The following is a 20,011-nucleotide window of genomic DNA, read 5'->3' on the forward strand; positions in this document are numbered from 1 at the left end:
CATAGCATTGCGCAGTTCGATGCCGTCAGGAAAGGCAGCTTCATCTTAAGGGGCGTACCCATCAGGGTAGATCGAGATCGGTGCTCTGCGGCTTACTTTCCGTAAGCGATCTTCAAAGTGTCACCTATGGCACTTTACCAGCGCTTTGCCGGTAAAGTGCCATAGGTGGAAAATATACGCCTGACAAAATAAGGGGATTCACCTTACGCCGCGTTCGCGCTAGATTCGTGATATGTTCTATCAACTCGATCTGTTCGCTCCGCAGCCAGCCAAGGAAAAGAGGCTGGACATGCCGGCCGTCGTCGACAAGATCATGGCCGTTTCGCCGCGTCCTCGCTATACCTTGCTTGTACTCAATCTGCTCGCGAAGGCGGCAAATCCCAATGGAGTCGCCGGCCCGTACATCTTCGAAGAAGGGCAGGCGGTGCCGGTACGAGACTGGTTGGGACGCGCTCTGATTCCGATGGCGCGGCGACATCATCGCCGGCAGGACATTCGGCGCAAGATCCTGGATGAAATGAAGAAGAAGGCGCCTTTACCTGCCGATCAGGCCGAGCTTGACCAAATTCTGGACGCTCACGTTCAAGATCGTTTGCAACAGTCCGCTCGTTGCGGAGTTAGCCGAGCCGTCTCCGATCTGGTTCGGGCAGGATTGGTACATCGGCACTATCAGGGCTACCATGTCGACCACGAGAATCGCGGCGCCCAAAGGGAAGCTGTTTACACGCTTCTGCCGGGTGTTCGCGCAGCCTTGATTTAGCGGATAGAGCTTCCACCATTTTTTGGGACCGCACTTACGTTCGCGTCAATTGTCGCAGTAGGGATCTACAGCAGGTTCAAATTGTCTGCGCTCTACGTGGAACCTCCTCAGACCGTCGTCGTTTGCACGTCGGCTGCGATGTTTCACAGGCACGTGCTCGCAGCCACCCCTTTTCTTGAAGGCTCTGCTGGAGTTGTCAGCGTGGCGGTTGCCGACCGCCATCCTGCGCAAATCGCCCATTCCTTGGTTCTGGCTGTCACAAGCCATGCCCGCCGCTTCAAAAAATCATTTCTTTAGCCCTGATCTGGGCTGTAAGCCCGCCCGCAAGCTCGACGAAGGTGCCCAGGCTTCCCCACTGCAAACATGATGTGAGCTGAGCTTGCCTGAGAGAGAAGCGAACGATACTTCGTTCGCTTTCACGCAATTGGTCCGTTCTGAATTTCAATGTGTTGCTAACGGAACTTTCAATCCGTTCGGCCGCTCCAGCACGAAGTTGCACAGGAGCGATTTTTTTATGAAAACCAAATTTGTAAGTGGGCTCGTCATGATTCTTGCTGCAGGCGCTGGCCTAGGAGGATGTTCCCATGGGGCGACCCGCGGCGGATTGATCGGGGGTACCGGGGGCGCGGTTGTCGGTAGCGCGACTGGATTGGGCACGGCCGAAGGCGCTGTGATCGGCGGCACGGCAGGTGCCGTGATCGGCGATAAGTAGAAATTGTAAAAAAGGCAGGGCGGCCGGGGCTTAGCTCCCGGTCGTCCGCGCCGGCATTTGGAAAAATTCCGAAATGTGACCGGCTAGAAAAACTTCGGGCGGTCGTGATGCTTAGCCAGGCCGGTGAGCAACTGGAGCAAAGGAAATACGCTTGGAGCCAATGACGGTGCGCGACGAGGGGAAATACTGGACATTAGGGCGGATCGCACTTGCCACTGTTGTAGTAGCTGCGATATTTGGCGTTTTCCTTTTACTGGTCAAACTTTCCAGCTTTCTCTTGCTGCTTTTTGCAGCCGCCGTACTGGGCGTCGTTTTCGATGCGATTGCGCGTGCCATATGCTCTCTCGTGCCCGTGGGGCGAACGCTAGGGCTGGGAACTGCCGTTATTCTCCTACTCGGGATCTTCATTGGTGCGCTCATTCTATTCGGCGCTCAGCTGACAAGTCAGTTCGACATGATCCGTCAGAACCTGCCAAACGGCATCGAGCAACTCCAGGCTTTCCTCAGTCGGGCCGGGCTGGGCGATGCTGCCAATGGCATCCTCGAAGGGGGGAAGGGTGCCTTCTCTGGCGTCGTATCCAAGATCGGGACTTACATGTTGGCGATTGGAAACGGGCTGACCAACCTGGTCCTCGTGATCTTCGGCGCAATATTTTTCGCAGCAGACCCAGGCCTCTATAGACGCGGTCTGCTTTTGCTCGTCCCGCAAGGCGGGGTAAAGGTTGCAGGGGCCTCCCTTGATGACGTCAGGCGCGGCTTGAACGGTTGGATGAAAGGGCAGGCCATCTCTTCCGTCGTGGTTGCTTCCCTGACGGCGGCAGGACTTGCGCTCCTGGGCGTGCCTTCCGCGGGTGGCTTGGGGGTTATCGCTGGATTGCTTGACGTAATTCCGATGGTGGGGCCGGTTATTTCAGGAGTGCCGGCAGTTCTGCTGGCCTTCACGAAATCGCCCGCTACTGCGCTCTGGACGGTAGTTCTATTCCTAGTAGTGCAGCAACTTCAGGGCAATTTCTTACAGCCCATGATACAAAAGCAGGCGGTTGATGTTCCACCTGCGGTATTGCTCTTTACGGTCCTGGCGGCTGGCATGTTGTTTGGTTTGCTTGGGGTTCTTCTGGCGGCTCCTTTAACCATTACAATCTTTGTCCTGGTTAAGCGGATCTATGTGAAGACCATCCTTGGAAAAAACATCGAAGTTTGAAAGCATTGACCGTTTCTTGACAGTGTTTCCCTTCAGGGAGATCATAACGAAATTGCGAAAAGAAGGGTGCCCGACAATCTTCTGCTAAATCCGGCGGGTGATGTCCATCGACATTGGGGCTTGCAAATAGCGGGCCCGTCAAACAGGTACGGTTTGCCTCTCAGGCTGGCACCGCGGGACCGGGAAAGGGGAGTGGCTTGCTGTATCATGGCAATCCAGGGTGCCCTGCAAGCAACCGATATTCCTGGAAGGTGATATCCCGAAACGATGGTCCCGCAACCGCAGGCGAGCTAAAGCGTTTTGGGTTACTCGATCTTGTCATCAGACCCGCACTTCGGATGTTACATTGTTTTACCTCGGAATTCCTATCGGCACGGCGCTTAGCGTGCGAATATCGCTGTGAGCGACAGGCAGGTGCCCTTAGAATGGGACGAAGAAGCGCGGATTGACGCTCTCCTCGAGGCCGAGGTGCTTGATACGGCTCCCGAAATTGCATTCGACGAGATCGTATGGCTTGCCAAGACACTATGCTCGGCGCCTATCGCGCTCGTCAGTCTCGTTGATACAGAACGTCAATGGTTTAAAGCGCGTGTCGGTGTGACTGTGTCGGAAACGCCCATCGCGACCTCCGTGTGCGCGCTCGCTATTCGTCATTCGGGGGTTTTCGAGGTCCCGGATCTTTCTTGCGATCCGAGAACGTCGGCCTTCTCACTCGTCACTGAGGCACCACAAATCCGGTTCTATGCGGGGGTCCCTCTTGTCGGCGAGAACGGTATGCCGCTGGGGACGTTGTGCGTCATTGACACAGTTCCCAGACCCGGCGGCCTGACCGAAGAGCAGCGCCGGGGACTGACTATCCTTGCTCAACAAATCATGGCTTTGATTGAGCTGCGCCTCCTCCAGCGCAAGCGCGATGCGATGCTCGTGGCGGCTCGTTCCGTCGGCACGTGGGACTGGTCTGTGGACGATGATCTCGTGGTGTCTGATGCCGGCTTCGCTCGCCTGTACGGCGTTGATCTCGGGCGCGCTTCACGCGGCGCACCGATCAGCGAGTTTTTTGCGAACATCCATCCCGATGACCGTCCGCGGGTTACCGCGCAGATCGATAAGGCGGTAGAGACCTCAGCTCCGTTTTCGGCAGAATATCGCCTCGTGCAGCCGGATGGTTCATTTCGATGGGTTGCCGCAGAGGGTCAGTGCACCGTATCAGATAACGGTGAACGGCATTTTCCGGGCGTAAGCTTTGATATTACCGAACGACGCAGCGCAGAAGCACGACAGGCAGCCCTTCTCGAATTGAGCGATCGGCTGCGCGATATGGACGACCCGTCCGATATTGCATTTGCCGCTTCCGAAATATTGGGTCGTACGCTTGGCGTGAGCCGAGCCGGATATGGCACAATCGACCCTGTCAAAGAGACGATCACAGTAGAACGCGACTGGAACGCCCCGGGCGTCAAAACGATCGCCGGTACACTGCACTTTCGCGAGCATGGCAGCTACATCGAGGACCTGAAGCGGGGCGAAACCGTGATGTGTGTCGATGCCGATGTCGATGAACGAACGAGAGCCACCGCAGATGTGCTGAAAGCTATTACTGCGCACTCCTTCATCAACATGCCGCTGCAGGAGAACGGCGCGTTTGTCGCGTTGATCTACGTGAACAATGCGACGCCGCGGGTATGGCTGGCCGAAGAACAGGAGTTCATGCGGGAAATTGCCGCGCGAACTCGCAGCGCTACCGAACGTCGCCGAGCCGAACATGATCTTGCAAAACTCACGGCTTCGCTCGAGGAGCAGGTCGAAGAGCGTACCGCGAGCCTCATGGCTGCCGAGGAGCAATTACGGCAGGCGCAGAAAATGGAGGCAGTTGGACAGCTCACCGGTGGTCTTGCCCATGATTTCAACAACATGCTGGCTGGGGTGGTCGGGTCTTTGGAAATGCTTCAAATCCGCATCGCGCAGGGGCGTATCGGCGAACTTGAGAAATATGTGACGGCGGCTCAGGGAGCATCGCGCCGAGCGGCTGCTTTGACGCACCGCCTGCTGGCCTTTTCGCGGCGCCAGACGCTCGATCCCAAACCAACGGACGTAAATCGCCTGATAGCGGGCATGGAAGATCTGGTTCGCCGGACAGTCGGGCCTGGAATACAAGTCGAGGTCGTGGGTGCCGGCGGATTGTGGTCGACGCTGGTCGACCCTAATCAACTCGAGAATGCGCTTCTCAATCTGTGCCTCAACGCTCGCGATGCGATGCCTGATGGCGGACGCATAACCATCGAGACGGCGAACAAGTGGCTAGACGCCCGGACGGGCCGTGAGCGCGATCTCCCTGAGGGACAATATATCTCGCTCTGCGTCACCGATACCGGAACTGGCATGACTTCGGAAACGATCAAGCGCGCGTTCGATCCGTTTTTCACCACCAAGCCGATTGGCGAGGGGACTGGTCTGGGGCTGTCGATGATCTACGGCTTCGCTCGACAGTCCGGCGGGCAGGTTCGCATTTATAGCGAACTCGGCATGGGTACAACGTTATGCCTCTATCTGCCGCGCCATTACGGCGATGCGCTTGGGGAAGAGGTTTCGCATGTAATCAATGATCTGCCAAGCACGGGAAAGCGTAGCGTGCTGGTTGTCGACGACGAGCCGACCATCCGGATGTTGGTGTGCGAACTTCTCGAAGATATGGATCATGCGGCGCTGGAGGCCTGCGACGGGCCTTCAGCGTTGGCTGTGCTTAATTCCGACACGCATATCGATCTGCTTATCACAGACGTGGGCTTGCCGGGCGGCCTTAATGGAAAGCAGATTGCCGATGCGGCGCGCGCTAGGCGGCCTGGCCTCAAGGTGATTTTCATCACCGGGTTTGCGGAGAATGCGGTCGTGGGCAATGAACAGCTTGAGCCTGGTGTGCGGCTCGTCACCAAGCCTTTCGCGGTGGACCTTATTAAACATCATATTACCGACCTGCTGAGCCTCGACGGATGATCTTTTTTTAATCTGGAGAAAAGTGCAAACTGTTCCAGCACCCCTATTCCTCCGTTCGATTATGCGCATACGCTTCGCCATTTATCGCCGCCTGACTAAAGCAACTCCAAATTTTCTGTCAGTTACGTGATCTGAGAAACTACCCCAAACGTTTGACTCCGCTCGCCTCAGAAAGATTTTGATGCCTTCATACTTGGTTGCCCAAAGTGAACTTCCCGATGAACGCGAGAAGCGCCGCGAAAGGGCCGGAAAGAGCGCAGGGGAAACATACAAAGCAACACTGAAGCAGCTTCGGCCAGCAGCCAGAATAGACATTGTATCTCCCGCAGACGCGGATTCCCGGCGATTGAAACCGATCGACCTGGCAAAATATGATGCCGTGTTTCTGACTGGTTCTCCTATGCATGTCTATCGTGAGACAGCCGAGGTAGATCGCCAGCTTGATTTCATGCGCGCCGTTTTCGCGTCCGGAGTTCCTTCATTCGGTTCCTGCGCGGGCCTACAGGTCGCGACGGCCGCAGCGGGCGGAAAAGTGCGCCGAATGCCTAGGCGCATGGAAGCGGGTATCGCGCGTCGCATCAGTGCGACCGAAGCGGGCCGAATTCATCCCCTTCTTGCTGGCCGCCCCGGTAGCTGGGAAGCGCCGGCTATCCATGGTGATGAAGTGGAATTGTTGCCAGATGGCGCTATATTGCTGGCCTCGAACGGAATGACGCAAATCCAGGCCGCCGAGATAAGGTATGATCGAGGCATCTTCTGGGGGGTGCAGTATCACCCGGAGCTAGCTTTGAGAGAGATAGCAATTGCGCTTCGGGCGCAAGCTAGCGATCTGGTAGAGGCTGGTCTTGCCAGCACAGACCAGCAAGTTTTCTCGCGAGCCGACGAGATAGAGGCCATTCACGAAGATCCCGAGGACCAAACGCTTCAGTGGCGTATCGGTATCGATGGTGAGTTCGCGCATGAACAACAACGCCGACGTGAGATCGTCAATTTTCTAGGCTACGCTCCGCACTTGCGGCGGTAGAGGCATCTGGGTTAAGCGCAATGGCATAAATACCCATTAGACCTGTCCTCAGCCATCGCCGTCAGGTCGAGCATTTACGGAGAGCGGTTTGCGCCGCTTGATCCGTCCGCGCTGAGACAAGGCGGCGGCGGAGAGGCGCTGTCCGGTTATGTCATTGGCGGGATCGGCGAGCGTTCCAAGGCCGCCGAAGAGCCACATTGCTTGGAGGACCGCGGCGTAAATGCCGATCCCGACAACGGAATCGTCAGCCTGTTCGGACTGCGGCTCGCTGGGCGCGAGAATATCGAGGAGGTGACGGGCCAAGGCAAGCGAGGTCTTGCGCGCGGAGCCGGCAAGCAGGCCGTAGTGGCGATGCGATGGAAGCCCCGAGGCAGGACGTGGGTCAGGAACCGCCGGATAAACTCGTGGGTCTCGTGCGTCATCACGCGCTGACGGTCGGCACCGTCGCGGCGGTAATCCTTGACGCGGAAGGTCACCCCATTCTCGTTGAAGGCGATGAGGTGGGCTTCGAGATGGCGACGCGGTGGGTGTAGCGCGCGAGATAGGCGAGCACCGCTTCGGGACCGGCGAAAGGACGACGCACTCAAACCCCGGGTAACACTACGCTACCTCACTCCAAGCGACAATCACGCGAAGCGGAGGCGTGCTCTGGTCCGGATCGGCCGTAGCGGCTCGACCGGTTTGGAGCTGGATTGCGGGGATTGCGTTTCTGTACAGTTTTGGAAATGCAGATGCGGGGTCGACAGTGCGGCGCTGGACCTCCCCGCAAGCGATTATGGTGTTCCAGGAGCGGTGACAAGCCGCTGCATTAGCACGTCAGCAATAGCGGTCATGCCGCTTTTATTGGGATGATAGGGTACGAAACCCGGTGCCGATCTCTCCGTCGGGAAACCCGTAACCCATGGATCGCGGCTGCAGGCACTGTGGTGGGCTGACAATGTCGATGCCTGGATCACGTCGGCCTTAGTTTCTGCTGCCACACGTTCGGTGAGCCGCGCAAGCCTTTGCGCGACCGCCCTAATGCTCCGGGCCTTATCCAGCTTCATAGGAGCGTTACCGCATGTCCCCATTGCAGGCAGGACAGACAGATAATCCACGAAAACCAGTCTTGCGGTAGGCGACCGGCGATGAACTTCAGCAGCGATCTGTCGCATACCGACCTCAACCTTTCTCCATGCATCAGCCCCTGCCGGGGGCGAGGGGCATTGGAAGTTGCGCGATGCGGCAGGCAATGGAGCCGTAGTGCAGGAGGCAGACCACAGCATTGCGAAATAACCGACATCATTACCACCGATTGTCGCCGTGACTAGCTTGGTGTCGACAGTCAGTGCTTCGATCTGAGGTGGCAGTTCTTTCCACGGCCCGAGGACATGTTCGGTTGTAGCACCGCTACAACTCACATCGAAGAGCCGCAAATTTAGCTTTCGAGCCAGGATATGCGCGTAGTTGTCCGTCGACCGGGCGCACCGGTTCTGCGGTTCATCCGCTGAAGTCGTGATGCCAGGCCCAGCGGCGTAAGAACTCCCCAACGCAATATAAATTGATGCTGGCGCGATCGGACTGACGTGCGGGGAACGCGGTGTTGCACAGGCGGCGATGCTCAATAAAATGAGCAGGCAGCCGAAATGCCATTTCAAATCGCGCAAGTGTTCAGTCCTTCCGATGCCATGCCCAATCCAAGGCTTACGAAGGGCCTACCAGCGGCCCTCAATCTTTGAAGATTGAATTTTTGAATGACCGAAGTGCGGTATGACCGCACTTGACGAACTAGCTGCTATCGAGATCCCACATCATTGACCTGAGCAGTGGAATGGCGCGTATGCGTGGACGGAAGGGCGCTTTTATTCGCGGACGGCGGCACCTGACAGGTTACTATCGGTCGCGGCGCTCACGCGGGGTAGCGCAAACGGGTGCCGAGCGCAGCGGCCGCCACGGCCAGGGCTGCCGCTCCTAATCAGATGTTTTTTTGGGCCAGCCAAATGGTGCGGTCGCCACACGCTGCATCTTTTGCGGCGTGCGCGATGACTGAAAAGCCAGCGTTGGCAAGCAAGCTTCGGTATTCCTCAGGATCGAGGCTGCCATGATAGAGAGGGGCGCCCTCCAGTTCGCCAATCGCCTCGCCTTCGGCATCTCCGCTGGTAAACATCAGGACGGCTCCCAGGGCGGCATGTGCCTGGAAGCGCGGGATCATGTCTCGCTGTTCCTTGGGTGAGAGATGGAAGAAACTGTCCCACGCGAGCAGTCCGGCGAACCGTTGCTCAAGGGCGAGGTGTCGCATATCGGCAAGTTGCGCTGTGACCCCTGGAAAATTACGCTGGAATTGTGCCAGCATCGTCGGCGTGCCGTCCACGCCAGTGATGTCAAAACCGCGCTGGATCAGCTCGCGTGCGAGCGGCACGCCAGAACCGCATCCTATGTCGAGCACCGCTGCCCCGGCAGGGAGTCGTGCACAGAAGCGATCAAGCCATGACGTCTCGACTAAAGTATCACTCCGCAGCCTCGCCCAGGCCACGCCGTGGCGCTGATAGACATCGATTACGGAATCTTCAGCGCCGCTGGTCATGCTCTTCTCCCGCGAACAGCATACCTTTAGTTTCTAGCCACCGCTACCAGACAGCATGCGATGTGGCTTGAATGAGCCAACTGGCGGAGCGGGACGAAGGTCGTTCAGTCTGTCCCAACAGGCTTCCGTAGGCGAGCGGCGAATGGCACCGTTAGACAGTGCGGATGGTTCCGCCATCGATCACGAACTCCGCGCCGTGGATCGCTGAAGCACGGTCTGCGGCGAGATAGGCGATGAGGTCGGCCACCTCTTCGGGTTGGGCTCCCCGTCCAATCGAGATCCCGCCCAACGTGTCGAGCACGGACTGGCGCGCGTCCTCGATCGTTCCGCCATTTGCAGTCCGAAGCATTTCAAGGAAGTCTCCGGTGGCCTCCGTCATGATCCAGCCGGGCGAGACGGCGTTGACCCGCACACCTTTAGGGCCAAGCTCCTTCGAGATCGATTTGCTGTAGGTCCTCAGCGCGGCCTTGGCGGCCGCATAGCCAGTAGTAGATTCGGGCAGCGGCAAGACGGACTGGATCGAAGTGATGTGAACCACGACGCCCTCGCCCCGTTCAAGCATCTGCGGGATCAGCAGCCGATCGAGTCGGACCGTCGCCAGCAGATTGAGGTTTAGCTCTGCGAGCCAGTGATCGTTCGTCAGCGCGGCAAAGCCACCCGCTGGCGAGGCCGAACCGCCGATGACATGCACGAGAATGTCGATGCCTCCCAGCCACTCGATCGCCGCTTGGGCCACCGCTTCGCCACCCTCCGCAGTCGTCAGGTCCGCCTGCACATAGTCGACCCCTTCAATGGGATCCTTGATCGTACGGGCGGCGGTGACGACCCGGGCTCCGCCGGCCAGGAAGCGCTCGACCGTTGCTCTGCCCAGCCCCTTGGTCCCACCGCTGACGAGCACGCGCTTGCCGGCGAACTCTGTGGAATCTGCCTTGATGCTCATATCGTAACCTCCAAGGTTTTGATGGCGCCGTGCGCTGGCGTGAATCGATAGGTGAAGCGGAGCGGGCTGCCCGGGAAGTCTCCATGGGCTGGACTTTCAACCACGATGTTGCCGTCTCCCTCCCTAACGCTATCGGGCACGAAGATTGTCTTCATCGGAACCACTTCTTCTTTGAGCAGCTCGCGGATTGCTCGATGCCCTTCGAAGCATTTTCCGTTGTCGATGAAGACGGCGTCGCGAATAAATGGCTTCAACATGCCATCAACATCGAGACCGGCGTTTGCCTCGACATAATCGGCTATCGGCTTTGGAAGATCGATTGGCATTTTCATCTCCTTGCAGGTGATGAGATCCATTTAGCGATAGACATTTCTCCTGATAATCGAGACAAATCGGCATGCAGTATCACGGGGATCGGGATAATGAGTCGCCAGTCGCTGATCGAGCTCGAGGCTGTTATCGCGATAGTGCGATGCGGCTCGTTTCGAGCAGCAGCACTTGACCTTGGCATGTCGACCACCGCCATTAGCAATGCTGTGGGGAAGCTCGAACGGGACCTAGCCGTACGATTATTCAATCGCACCACGCGCAGCGTGTCGCTCACTCATGCGGGGCGGATCTTTGTCGCGCAGATCAAACCAGCGTTCGAAGGCATCCAGAAGGCGATGGATACGGCGCGGTCGCAACAGGAGACACCATCCGGAACCTTGCGGATCAATGCGTTCGCAACGGCCGCGCGGGAGATCATGGTGCCGCTGGTTCTGACCTATATGCAGCGCTACCCGCAGGTTCATATCGACTTAGTCACCGAGGGGCGACTGGTCGACGTCGTGGCGGCGGGGTTTGATCTGGGTGTGCGACGTGCGGATCTCGTGCCCAGCGACGCGATCGCTATACCACTGGGTCAGATGCAACGTATCGCGGTTGTCGCCTCTCCTGACTTTTTTAAAGACAGAGCGATTCCCCAAATGCCGCTGGAATTGCTTGCGTACCCCTGCGTTCGCGGGCGGCTTCCCAATGGCGCTTTGCTCCGATGGCGGTTCGAGAAGGACGGCGAATCACTTCAGCTCGACGTCGAGGGGCCGATGACGCTCGACGAGGCCTTCCTGACGCGCATTGCTGTCACGAATGGCGTCGGCATCGGCTATCTCATGGAACCCGATGTCCGTGAAGACATCGCTGCGGGTCGGCTTGTGCGCATTCTTGAAGACTGGACGCCTACGCTTGCGCCCTTTTGCCTCTACTATTCCAACCGGCGCAATTCGTCCGCGGCTTTCCAGGCCTTTATTGCGCTCGCGCGCGACTTCGCTGCCGGACGGCTCACGTAGTCAGAAGCCGGTACCAGCACGTCAGCCACGCTGCAGGCATGCCATCACACAACCCAGCGACAATCAAACTGAGATCGGCTTTGCAATGACGGACAAAACCACCCCTGCCTTGCTTAAAGACATTCTCGGTCCGCAGGCGCTTGCCATCATCGCCGATGCTGGAACGTCAGTATCGTCGCGCTTCGATCACGCGGGTTTTCTCAGCGCTGCGTCAGATGGACTCGACACGCTGTCGATAATGGAGCGCGTGCGCCATATCGCCGATGCCCTCTACGTCGCACTGCCTCGCCAGTATATGGATGCACTTGAGATCGTCCGCGCTATGGTGCCAAGCCTCACCCATGGCTTCCAGGCGGTCGCTGTCACCGAGTTTGTCGCACGATATGGCCTGGACGACTTCGACAGATCGCTAAGCGCGCTCGCTGATCTAACTCGCTTCGGATCCGCCGAGTTCGCCATTCGTCCGTTTCTGCTTCAGGATACTGAACGTACTCTCGCCGTGATGGAGCGCTGGACCAGCAGCGCCGACGAACATGTCCGCAGGCTCGCAAGCGAAGGTAGCAGGCCAAGGTTACCATGGGCATCGCGCATCCCGGCACTAAGGGACGACCCAACGCTCGCTGCGCAGATCCTCAAGGCGCTCAAGGCGGACCCCAGCGCCTACGTGCGCAAGTCTGTCGGCAATCATCTCAACGATATCGCAAAGGACCGTCCGGACTGGCTGCTGGATTGCTTATCCGAATGGCCGATCGATGATCCTCACACTGTCTGGATCATCCGTCATGCATTGCGGACCTTGATCAAGAAGGGCGAACCTCGGGCTCTTGCTCTCATCGGCGTCAAACACGGAGCCTCGGTAATGGTACGCCGCTTTTCGATTGAGCCTCACATAGTTCGGCTAGGCGACACAATCGTGATCGATGCCGAACTGACCTCCACCTCCGCACAGGATCAACGCTTGGTCGTCGATTATCGCATCCATTACGCGCGTGCCGGCGGAAAGACTGCGGCCAAAGTCTTCAAGCTCAGGACATTTGACCTCCCTGCCGGACAGATCGCCACGCTGAAAATTCGCCAGGCCATTCGCGATTTTAGCACCCGGCGCCATCATCCCGGCTGCCATGAGGTCGAGCTCATCGTCAACGGGCTTACGATGGCGAACACTGTTTTTGAAATCGCGAGCGATCCTTCTGACTAAGAAACCAGCGACGCTGCCGCAAAGACATAGCGAACTGGAGGAGAATTTGGCTTCAAGGTTCGTAGAGCGGAACGGGCTTGCAAGTTAGGTGAACGGAAGGTCTTGGCATGGGCTGCCGTCCACACGACGATCAGTGAACAGCGTCATCTGGTCGCAGTTTCCCATACCTGCGAGGCCTCGCCGATGTGCTCACGCAGCCAGAGGGCCTCATCGCTTGGATTGCGATGGAAATGACGTTTGAAATCCCGGCTGAACTGCGCTGGGCTGGCATAGCCGACCTGCATCGCGACCGTCGCTATGGGAGCTTCGCGCCGCGCGATCATCATGCGCGCCTCGTGCAAGCGCATGGCCTTGATGTACTGAATGGGCGAACTTCCGGTGAGAGCCTTGAATCCGGAATGGTACGAAGCAACACTCATCCCCGCAGCCTTAGCCAGGGCGGGAACGGTAAGTTTCTCGTGAAAGCGTTCGCGGATCTCTGACAGGCTCTTCACGACCCGGTCCGCCGCCCCTTCGTGGTGAAGTGCGGCCAATAGCGGCCGAGCTTGCGGCCCCGTCATCACGCGAAAATGCAATTCACGGATAAGCCCGGGACCCAGGATAGCGCACTCCTGCGGGGAGTGCAGAGCCACCAGCAACCGTCGCAGTACATCGCGAATGGAGGGCTCCATTGGACTTGAAACCAGACTGCGTGCTTGCTCGCGGGCGTGCGACGCGTCCGCCTTGGCCATCACTGCAGCGATCTCGGCCGCGAGAGGAAGGTCGAAATCGAGATAGAGGGCGAGCAAGGGGCTGCCTGCATCCGCCTGTGAGGCCATGCGAAATGGCACGGGCACCGAGATGGCGAGGTAATGATCGGCATCGTAGCGATACACATTGCCATCGAGAAATCCCTGCTTTGATCCTTGTAAGACAAAGACGGCTCCGGGCCGGTAGAGCACCGGCACGTCCTCAAGCATGGCTTCCGAACGTAGGATGCGCAGGCCGGGAAGGCCAGTCGAATTGTACCCATGCCGCGGCGCGAGCTCGGCCGCAATTTCGACAAGATCAGTCATGTTCCGGGAATCGTATCATAGGATTGAGCAAGAAACTCGGAGAAACTGCCGTTTTCGAATGAGGACGATTGTACCATTTGGCAAAGCAGAAACGCAACCAGCAGGAACAACGCCATGTCGCGACACACTTTCTTCATAACCGGAGTAAATTCCGGATTCGGCTTTGCTATCGCCCAGGCCGCGCTGGAGGCCGGCCATCGGGTAATCGGCACGGTTCGATCCGAGGCAGCACGAAATTGCCTGGCTGCGCGTCTGCCCGAGGTCGTGACGGTCTTGTGCGACGTTACCCAGTTCGAGACGGTTGCCGGAATTGTCGATCGAGCCGACAGCGATCATGGTCCGATCGATATTCTCATCAATAACGCGGGCTATGGCTATGAAGGTGTAATCGAGGAATCCCCGCTCGAGGAAATGCGCCGTCAGTTCGACGTCAACGTCTTCGGAGCGGTGGCGGTCGCCAAGGCCTTGCTGCCGAGCTTTCGCGAACGTCGCCGCGGCTTCATCGTCAACGTGACTTCCATGGGCGGGATGATTACCATGCCGGGGATTGCCTACTACTGCGGCAGCAAGTTTGCTCTTCAGGGCATTTCCGAAGTGATGCGCGCGGAAATGGCTCCCTTTGGCGTCCATGTCACGGCCCTGTGCCCAGGCTCCTTCCGCACAGATTGGGCGGGACGATCGATGGTCCGAAGCTCCCGTGTGATCGCCGACTACGACGCCCAGTTCGATCCGATCCGGGCTGCGCGCATGGAGAAGAGCGGTAAACAGGTGGGCGATCCAGCCAAGCTCGCCCAAGCTGTCCTCGCCCTGGTCGATGCCGACGCGCCGCCACCGCAGTTGCTGCTGGGTAGCGATGCCCTGCGCCTGGTACGCGAACGATACAAGCACATGGAACGTGAGATCGATGAATGGGAGGGCCTGACCCTGTCGACGGATGGCTAAGCCAACCGCCGAGCAAGGACAGCCTTCGCGGATAAGCGGGACGTCCCCACCTGGGGAGTAGAAATCGGCTTCGACAGTCTGGAAGAGTCGACTGACGAACGGCAATTTGTCGCTCGCCAGTTGACGGTTGGATGCCAGCGTACGGCTGAGAGCGGCCCTGCACACCATCTCGCCACTTTTTGCCACCCGACGACGATTTTCCAGTGCTCGGAATGAGAAATCCCAGCGCTGATTGCACCAAGCCAAATCCGATTGCCGAGCGGGTCAAATTCCTTCGCCAACCGGCCCGTCGCTCAGAATAGGAAACCACGGCTCATATCTAAACGCCGAGGCGAGCAGCGACGCGGTCCGATAGGGCGCGCGCATCGAGTGCGTCTTCCAAGCGGTCCAACAATGGCACGAGATGGCCAGCCTCGGCATCCAGTTCCTTGGCGCTTTCACTCAGAGCAGCCCAGAGTGGCGCCAGGGCGGCGACCAGAGCATCGCCCTGGGCAGATAGAGAGATGAGGCGACGCCGCGCATCGGCCTTGTCGCCGGCCATCTGGATCAAACCGGCGCTCTCAAGCGCCCGTCTCGCTTGGCTCACCGATACATGGGTGATGCAAAGCGCCTCTGCGATGTCGCCGACTGTCATCGGCCCATTCAGAACGATCTGATTGAGAACACCGAACCATCGTTGCTCGAAACGAATGCCTCGCGCGACATAAATCTCCGCCGTTTCACGATCAAGTCGTTCGGATAAGCGGCGTAGGCGCGCACCCAAGGCGGCCGCGCCCGCGGCACGGCTATAATCCTTCCGCTTCTCTGTCATGCAAATGGTCTTGTCAGAAGATGCTCGGCTATACTCTTAATGGCGTTCTTGCTCGCAGGAGTGGCCGACATGTTCGTGAAGATCGCCACACCGGTGGTTGTGACGGGGTCCAGATAGACGGCGGTGAACACGCCGGGATCGCCGCCCCAGTGATTGATCAAGCGCTTGCCATGGCTATTGGATTCCATCCAGCCCAGTCCTTGCCCACTCACCCAGGACGGCAGGCCGGACGGAACTGTCATGGTCAGCATTTGGGCCTGATTGGCGGACGACAAGATCCGGGCCTTGTCGGACGCTCCGCCATTTGCCGCCGCCGCAACGAAGGGCATGAAGCTGGCGATGGAGGCGCGGAGCATGCCCACCGGATAGTCCGGGAAGCCGACGGCTGGGGTGGCGACTGCCCGACCATCCACGACCTCGTAGGGGGTGGCGGCTAATTGTGGAGGCACATCTGCAATGCGCCAGGAAACGGGGCGCATGCCAAGGGGCGTGAACATTCGCTCCTGGGTGAATGCGCGCAAATCTTGGCCCGCGACTTTCTCCACAATATAGCCCAGTAGCGCGTAACCAACATTGCAATAGTCATAGACCGCGCCTGGGATAGCCGACGAAAAACAGCCGGCAGCTGTATAGTAGGCGCCCCCAGATACGAGATAGTCCGTCAAAAAAGCCCTGAGCGGTAGCGGCGAATCCATCCCGATCGTCCGGAAATCGACTTGGTAATATGTTTGATCGGAAAGGCTCGACACATGGGTCAGCAGATGCCGAACTGTAATCGCGGAATCGGGATGAGCCGGATTGATGACCTTGAAATCGAGATAGCCGCTGATCGGCGCATCAAGATCGATATGGCCTGCCTCAACGAGCATCATTATCGCCGTGGCCGTCACAGTCTTGGTCACGGAAGCGAGATGAAACATCGTATCGGTAGTGACTTGCCGATGCTGCGCAATATCAGCAAAGCCATAACCCCGCATCAGCGTTACTTCGCCTGCCTTGGCGACACCTATCGCCATGCCGGGGATCGCGGCACCTTCCAGCTGCTTCTTGAGAAACCGTTCCAGTGGGTCGTTATCCGCCTTCGCCAGCGCGGGGGCCGCAGCACCGAAGATGGAGGCCGCGAGCATTGTTCGCCGGCTTATCGGTGCACCGAGAATAGGAAGATCAAAACTTGCCATAAGGACCACCTTCGTGAATTTATGTAGGCGCCTACCTTATTGGATGCGACGGCGCAAGGTGGGAGCGTTTCCACACCGTTAAATGAATGGTTTGGCAGATAACCGCCAATCACCGTGGTCTACCGGACCGACGTGAGTTGGCCGACACCCACCGTTTTCGGACCTTACCAAATCGGAACGCAATATCGACGCCTGACCAACCGCTCCATGTTGGGAGGCCTTTCCGACATCGGGCTCGAAAATAGCGGGCGAGCTGGGCGCGCCGGACAGTTCGAACAGGGTGAACCAAAGTCCGTCGAGTGCCAACCCAGCCATGTTCGAGATTTCCGGCCAATGTCTCGCAACTCCTTCCTGTTGCAATACGGCGTGCGGCCTTTGCGCATTTTCGGGCATATTGATGAGGAACGATGGCGGCTTCCATGACTTGCACGCATATCCCTCGGTCAATCGATCGCAATGTTAGGGTTGGAGCCGAGCCGAACATGAAGCAACTTGCCGAGAACTTCTGGAATTTCCGAGGCTCGTTCAAGATCGCCAGGATCGTCGAAGTGGGCACGCAAATGTCATTGGTGCGCCGGAACGGCGGGCGTTTCACGTTGATCGACAGCTATGGTGTCTCAGGCGCTGACCGCGAGGCACTGCTGGAAATAACCGGAAACGGCGCCGAGATTGACACGATTATCAACGTTCATCCCTTTCACACTCTGCATTGCACGGCCGCCCATGAGCTGGCGCCCCGCGCGAAGTTGTTTGGCACGCGGCGGCATCGCGAACAGGCACCGGAACTGCCCTGGGAAAAGGAGACCATTGAGGACGTGGCAACCCAAGCTACGTTCGAGGATCTGGACTTGTCGATTCCTGCCGGGCTTGATCTCGTGACTAGCGACGACAGCGTGCATGCGGCTTCGGTTCTCGTCCGGCACCGACCGAGTAGTATCGTCCACGTCGACGATACGCTTATGGTGCTTGCAATGCCCGGCTCGCTGGGCAGCGTTCTTCCCCAGTCGCGGCTCCGATTTCATCCTATGCTGGGAAAAGCGCTGCAGCATCGTCACGGTGCCGTCGACGATTTCGTCGCATGGACACACGATTTGGCTGAAAAGTGGGCAACTACTTCGATTGTCTGCGCCGCTCATTCCGCCGTGCGTCACTTGCCGCCAGACGGATGGAGCGATGAACTGCGCCGCGCGCTCTCAGCGATCCAAAAGACACTCGACCACCACCGGGCGCGACACGGTTGATCCCTGCAAATACCTCTACCAATCGATGGGAAGCACCCACCCATGAATGACCACAGAGCCTAGTCGATAACTCTGCGGACAGACGTTGCGGTGATGGGCGCAGGGACGGCCGACCACGCTGCCGAACGTGCTTCGCGCAAGTACGGAGCTTCGAACTTGCTAATCGAGCTTGCTCGTAGCCGCACTACAATGTGCGCAGGGGGGATGCATGCCTTGCGATGATGGTCAGCGCGGGCACCTGACGATCATGGATGGTGTCATACCGCTTCCATGATATGGAGCGTTTAAAGGCGCGAGTGCTTTAACAACAAATATAAAAGTTGGAAGGCGACAAGAATGAGCAGGGCAATCATTTCCGCTTCGGTATTCGTGCTGGCCAACATGATCGGGATCGCGCAAGCGCAGACCCCTTCTGCATTGAACGATCTGGTAGGCGCACGAGCTGCGGGTGCCGAGACCCAGATGGCGGCGCGTGGCTATACCTTCGTCAAAACCCAAAAAAGCGATGATCGCAGCTACTCCTACTGGTGGAACTCCTCCAGCCGGCAGTGCGTCACCGTTGCGACGATGGATGGGCGTTACGATTTGATCACATCCTCGCCCGCCCCGGACTGCGGCCAGCGTGAAGAGCACCGCGGATCGAGCGAGGGCAGCAGCTATCGTCCCACCCAGAGCTACTACTACGGGGGGGCATCCTCCAATCAACGCCAGTCTCCCAGCTATGTGGAAGATCGCGACCGCGGGCAGGGCCGATATCAGGTTGATGGCCAGAACGTCGATTTGGGCCTCGTGTGTTTCGGCGATGGGCAGCGGCCGGGCTTTGCCACGACCTACGGATATTCGTGGAACAGCCGTACCGAGCGCTATGATTACGGTAACCGTACGGAGATGACCGGACAGCAGTTCGACGCTTCGGTTTCGCTGCAGTTCTGGCCAGGCGGCGGGCATATCCGCCTTCCCAAGAAGCTTGTCCCGCCGATCAACAGCCGGGGTAACGATGGCTGGTGGGACCTGTACGACGTCGAAATGGGACCCGATGTCATCCGGGCGAAGTATCGGCTCAATGGCATGAACAAGCCCACCGTCACGATCAACCGCCGGAGCGGCCAGATCAGCATTCGCGGGCTCGATCCTTACGCATTCAGCGGATCTTGCGACCTCATTGACGGCGACGATCACCGCCGCTTCTAAGACTCGGCCCGGACCGGTGTACCCGGCCCGACTGGCTTTGGGAGAATGCTCATGAAATGGAAGCATGGAGCCATCGTTGCCCTCGCGGTCGTGACCGCAGCTATGCCCGTCACGGCGCAATCGCCAATAAGGAGCGAACGCGTCCAGTTTGCCAGAGGTGCCACCTCGTCGACCATTCGCGGTTCCCTAAAAGGCTACGACACTGTGGATTACATCGTCGGCGCGCGTGCCGGCCAATCCATGTCCGTGTCAATGCAAACGAGCAGTACGTCGGCCTACTTCAATGTTCTGCCCCCGCGCTCCGAGGAAGCAGTTTTCAACGGCTCTATCACAGGCAGCCGGTTCGACGGTCGGCTCAAGGACTCGGGCGACTACCGCGTCAGGGTTTACCTGATGCGCAGCGCCGCGAGGCGAGGTGAGCGGGCGACGTTCAGCCTTACGGTCGGCGTGAAAACCCGGCCCGGTAGCGTCGGAACCGCACCGGGGCCAGTCGGCTCGGGTGCGGCGATATCGGCCGGCAACAGGCCGGCTTATTGCCGAGGCGAGGCCTCTCAGCAGTACGGCGTGCGGCCCAATTACATCCGGACCAGCCCCGCCATAGCGAACGCGGCCGGTATCATGATCGACGGGACAGCCGATCAGGGGCGTAACGGGATCAAGCGTTTTCGTTGCAGGTTCGATGCGCGGGGACGCTTCATCGACGTCATGGCCATGACCCGCGACGGATTCTGATCTTTTGCGTAACTGACGCGCCAGGGTGGCTTTGTCCCCCTGACGTGTCAGGCTCCCTTTGTTCTACCCCACCGATACGAAACGAAGGGGCGCAACCCCTTATCTTCCTTCGGCCATGCGGCGACGAGGAGCTGTCCTTGTGAG

The 20,011-nt window shown here is 58.5% G+C and carries 18 protein-coding genes and 1 pseudogene; 11 read left to right on the forward strand and 8 right to left on the reverse strand.

Annotated features, from left to right (window positions below; genetic code table 11):
• Positions 1-232 precede the first annotated feature (232 nt).
• The 5 genes from AC1VV3_RS26525 to AC1VV3_RS26545 all read left to right on the forward strand — a co-directional run bounded on the left by AC1VV3_RS26525 (position 233) and on the right by AC1VV3_RS26545 (position 6,688).
• The gene (locus AC1VV3_RS26525) at positions 233-760 is read left to right on the forward strand and encodes a hypothetical protein (RefSeq protein ID WP_482963366.1); all 528 of its coding nucleotides are present in this window, start codon (positions 233-235) and stop codon (positions 758-760) included.
• A 175-nt stretch (positions 761-935) separates the two neighbouring features.
• Entirely contained in the window at positions 936-1,127 is a 192-nt protein-coding gene (locus AC1VV3_RS26530; RefSeq protein WP_132270524.1) for a hypothetical protein, read from the forward strand.
• A gap of 505 nt (positions 1,128-1,632) precedes the next feature.
• Positions 1,633-2,673 carry an AI-2E family transporter gene (locus tag AC1VV3_RS26535; protein ID WP_465128322.1) on the forward strand — a complete coding sequence of 347 codons (1,041 nt, stop codon included), beginning with the start codon at positions 1,633-1,635 and terminating at the stop codon, positions 2,671-2,673.
• Between the two features lie 399 nt (positions 2,674-3,072).
• Positions 3,073-5,664: a GAF domain-containing protein gene (locus tag AC1VV3_RS26540; protein ID WP_482963367.1), complete on the forward strand. Its 2,592-nt coding sequence runs from the start codon at positions 3,073-3,075 to the stop codon at positions 5,662-5,664.
• A gap of 181 nt (positions 5,665-5,845) precedes the next feature.
• Positions 5,846-6,688, forward strand: a complete 843-nt coding sequence (locus tag AC1VV3_RS26545) for a type 1 glutamine amidotransferase (RefSeq protein WP_482963368.1) — start codon at positions 5,846-5,848, stop codon at positions 6,686-6,688.
• A gap of 246 nt (positions 6,689-6,934) precedes the next feature.
• Here the strand turns inward: AC1VV3_RS26545 and AC1VV3_RS26550 are convergent.
• The 5 genes and pseudogenes from AC1VV3_RS26550 to AC1VV3_RS26570 all read right to left on the reverse strand — a co-directional run.
• A pseudogene (locus tag AC1VV3_RS26550) lies at positions 6,935-7,268 on the reverse strand (transposase); the annotation flags it as partial.
• A gap of 193 nt (positions 7,269-7,461) precedes the next feature.
• Positions 7,462-8,334: an SGNH/GDSL hydrolase family protein gene (locus tag AC1VV3_RS26555; RefSeq protein ID WP_482963369.1), complete on the reverse strand. Its 873-nt coding sequence runs from the start codon at positions 8,332-8,334 to the stop codon at positions 7,462-7,464.
• A 308-nt stretch (positions 8,335-8,642) separates the two neighbouring features.
• Positions 8,643-9,251, reverse strand: coding sequence for a class I SAM-dependent methyltransferase (locus AC1VV3_RS26560; RefSeq protein WP_482963370.1), 609 nt, complete (start codon positions 9,249-9,251; stop codon positions 8,643-8,645).
• 151 nt (positions 9,252-9,402) lie between these two features.
• Positions 9,403-10,191, reverse strand: a complete 789-nt coding sequence (locus tag AC1VV3_RS26565; RefSeq protein WP_482963371.1) for an SDR family oxidoreductase — start codon at positions 10,189-10,191, stop codon at positions 9,403-9,405.
• Entirely contained in the window at positions 10,188-10,517 is a 330-nt protein-coding gene (locus AC1VV3_RS26570) for a Cif family virulence factor (RefSeq protein WP_482963676.1), read from the reverse strand. The genes AC1VV3_RS26565 and AC1VV3_RS26570 overlap by 4 nt, the downstream gene beginning before the upstream one ends.
• Positions 10,518-10,613: 96 nt before the next feature.
• Here AC1VV3_RS26570 and AC1VV3_RS26575 point away from each other — a divergent pair, with 96 nt between their 5' ends.
• The gene (locus AC1VV3_RS26575; RefSeq protein ID WP_465128316.1) at positions 10,614-11,519 is read left to right on the forward strand and encodes a LysR family transcriptional regulator; all 906 of its coding nucleotides are present in this window, start codon (positions 10,614-10,616) and stop codon (positions 11,517-11,519) included.
• Positions 11,520-11,604: 85 nt separating this feature from the next.
• Positions 11,605-12,717, forward strand: a complete 1,113-nt coding sequence (locus AC1VV3_RS26580) for a DNA alkylation repair protein (protein ID WP_482963372.1) — start codon at positions 11,605-11,607, stop codon at positions 12,715-12,717.
• A gap of 143 nt (positions 12,718-12,860) precedes the next feature.
• Here AC1VV3_RS26580 and AC1VV3_RS26585 read toward each other — a convergent pair whose 3' ends face one another.
• Positions 12,861-13,772 carry an AraC family transcriptional regulator gene (locus tag AC1VV3_RS26585; protein ID WP_482963373.1) on the reverse strand — a complete coding sequence of 304 codons (912 nt, stop codon included), beginning with the start codon at positions 13,770-13,772 and terminating at the stop codon, positions 12,861-12,863.
• Positions 13,773-13,886: 114 nt separating this feature from the next.
• On the opposite strand from AC1VV3_RS26585, the gene AC1VV3_RS26590 reads away from it, so the two are divergent.
• Positions 13,887-14,714: an oxidoreductase gene (locus tag AC1VV3_RS26590; RefSeq protein WP_482963374.1), complete on the forward strand. Its 828-nt coding sequence runs from the start codon at positions 13,887-13,889 to the stop codon at positions 14,712-14,714.
• A gap of 319 nt (positions 14,715-15,033) precedes the next feature.
• On the opposite strand, the gene AC1VV3_RS26595 is transcribed toward AC1VV3_RS26590, so the two are convergent.
• Both AC1VV3_RS26595 and AC1VV3_RS26600 read right to left on the reverse strand, forming a co-directional pair.
• The gene (locus AC1VV3_RS26595; protein ID WP_465128312.1) at positions 15,034-15,525 is read right to left on the reverse strand and encodes a MarR family winged helix-turn-helix transcriptional regulator; all 492 of its coding nucleotides are present in this window, start codon (positions 15,523-15,525) and stop codon (positions 15,034-15,036) included.
• Positions 15,522-16,703 carry a serine hydrolase domain-containing protein gene (locus tag AC1VV3_RS26600; protein ID WP_482963375.1) on the reverse strand — a complete coding sequence of 394 codons (1,182 nt, stop codon included), beginning with the start codon at positions 16,701-16,703 and terminating at the stop codon, positions 15,522-15,524. The genes AC1VV3_RS26595 and AC1VV3_RS26600 overlap by 4 nt, the downstream gene beginning before the upstream one ends.
• Positions 16,704-17,185: 482 nt before the next feature.
• Here AC1VV3_RS26600 and AC1VV3_RS26605 point away from each other — a divergent pair, with 482 nt between their 5' ends.
• The 3 genes from AC1VV3_RS26605 (at position 17,186) to AC1VV3_RS26615 (ending at position 19,867) form a co-directional block, all read left to right on the forward strand.
• A complete protein-coding gene (locus tag AC1VV3_RS26605) occupies positions 17,186-17,944 on the forward strand; it encodes a hypothetical protein (protein ID WP_482963376.1) in 759 nt (252 codons plus the stop codon).
• A gap of 336 nt (positions 17,945-18,280) precedes the next feature.
• Positions 18,281-19,135, forward strand: a complete 855-nt coding sequence (locus tag AC1VV3_RS26610) for a hypothetical protein (protein WP_482963377.1) — start codon at positions 18,281-18,283, stop codon at positions 19,133-19,135.
• Positions 19,136-19,186: 51 nt separating this feature from the next.
• Positions 19,187-19,867, forward strand: a complete 681-nt coding sequence (locus AC1VV3_RS26615) for a hypothetical protein (protein WP_482963378.1) — start codon at positions 19,187-19,189, stop codon at positions 19,865-19,867.
• The last annotated feature ends 144 nt before the right edge of the window (positions 19,868-20,011 follow it).

The organism is Novosphingobium sp. BL-S-34 (assembly GCF_056857015.1).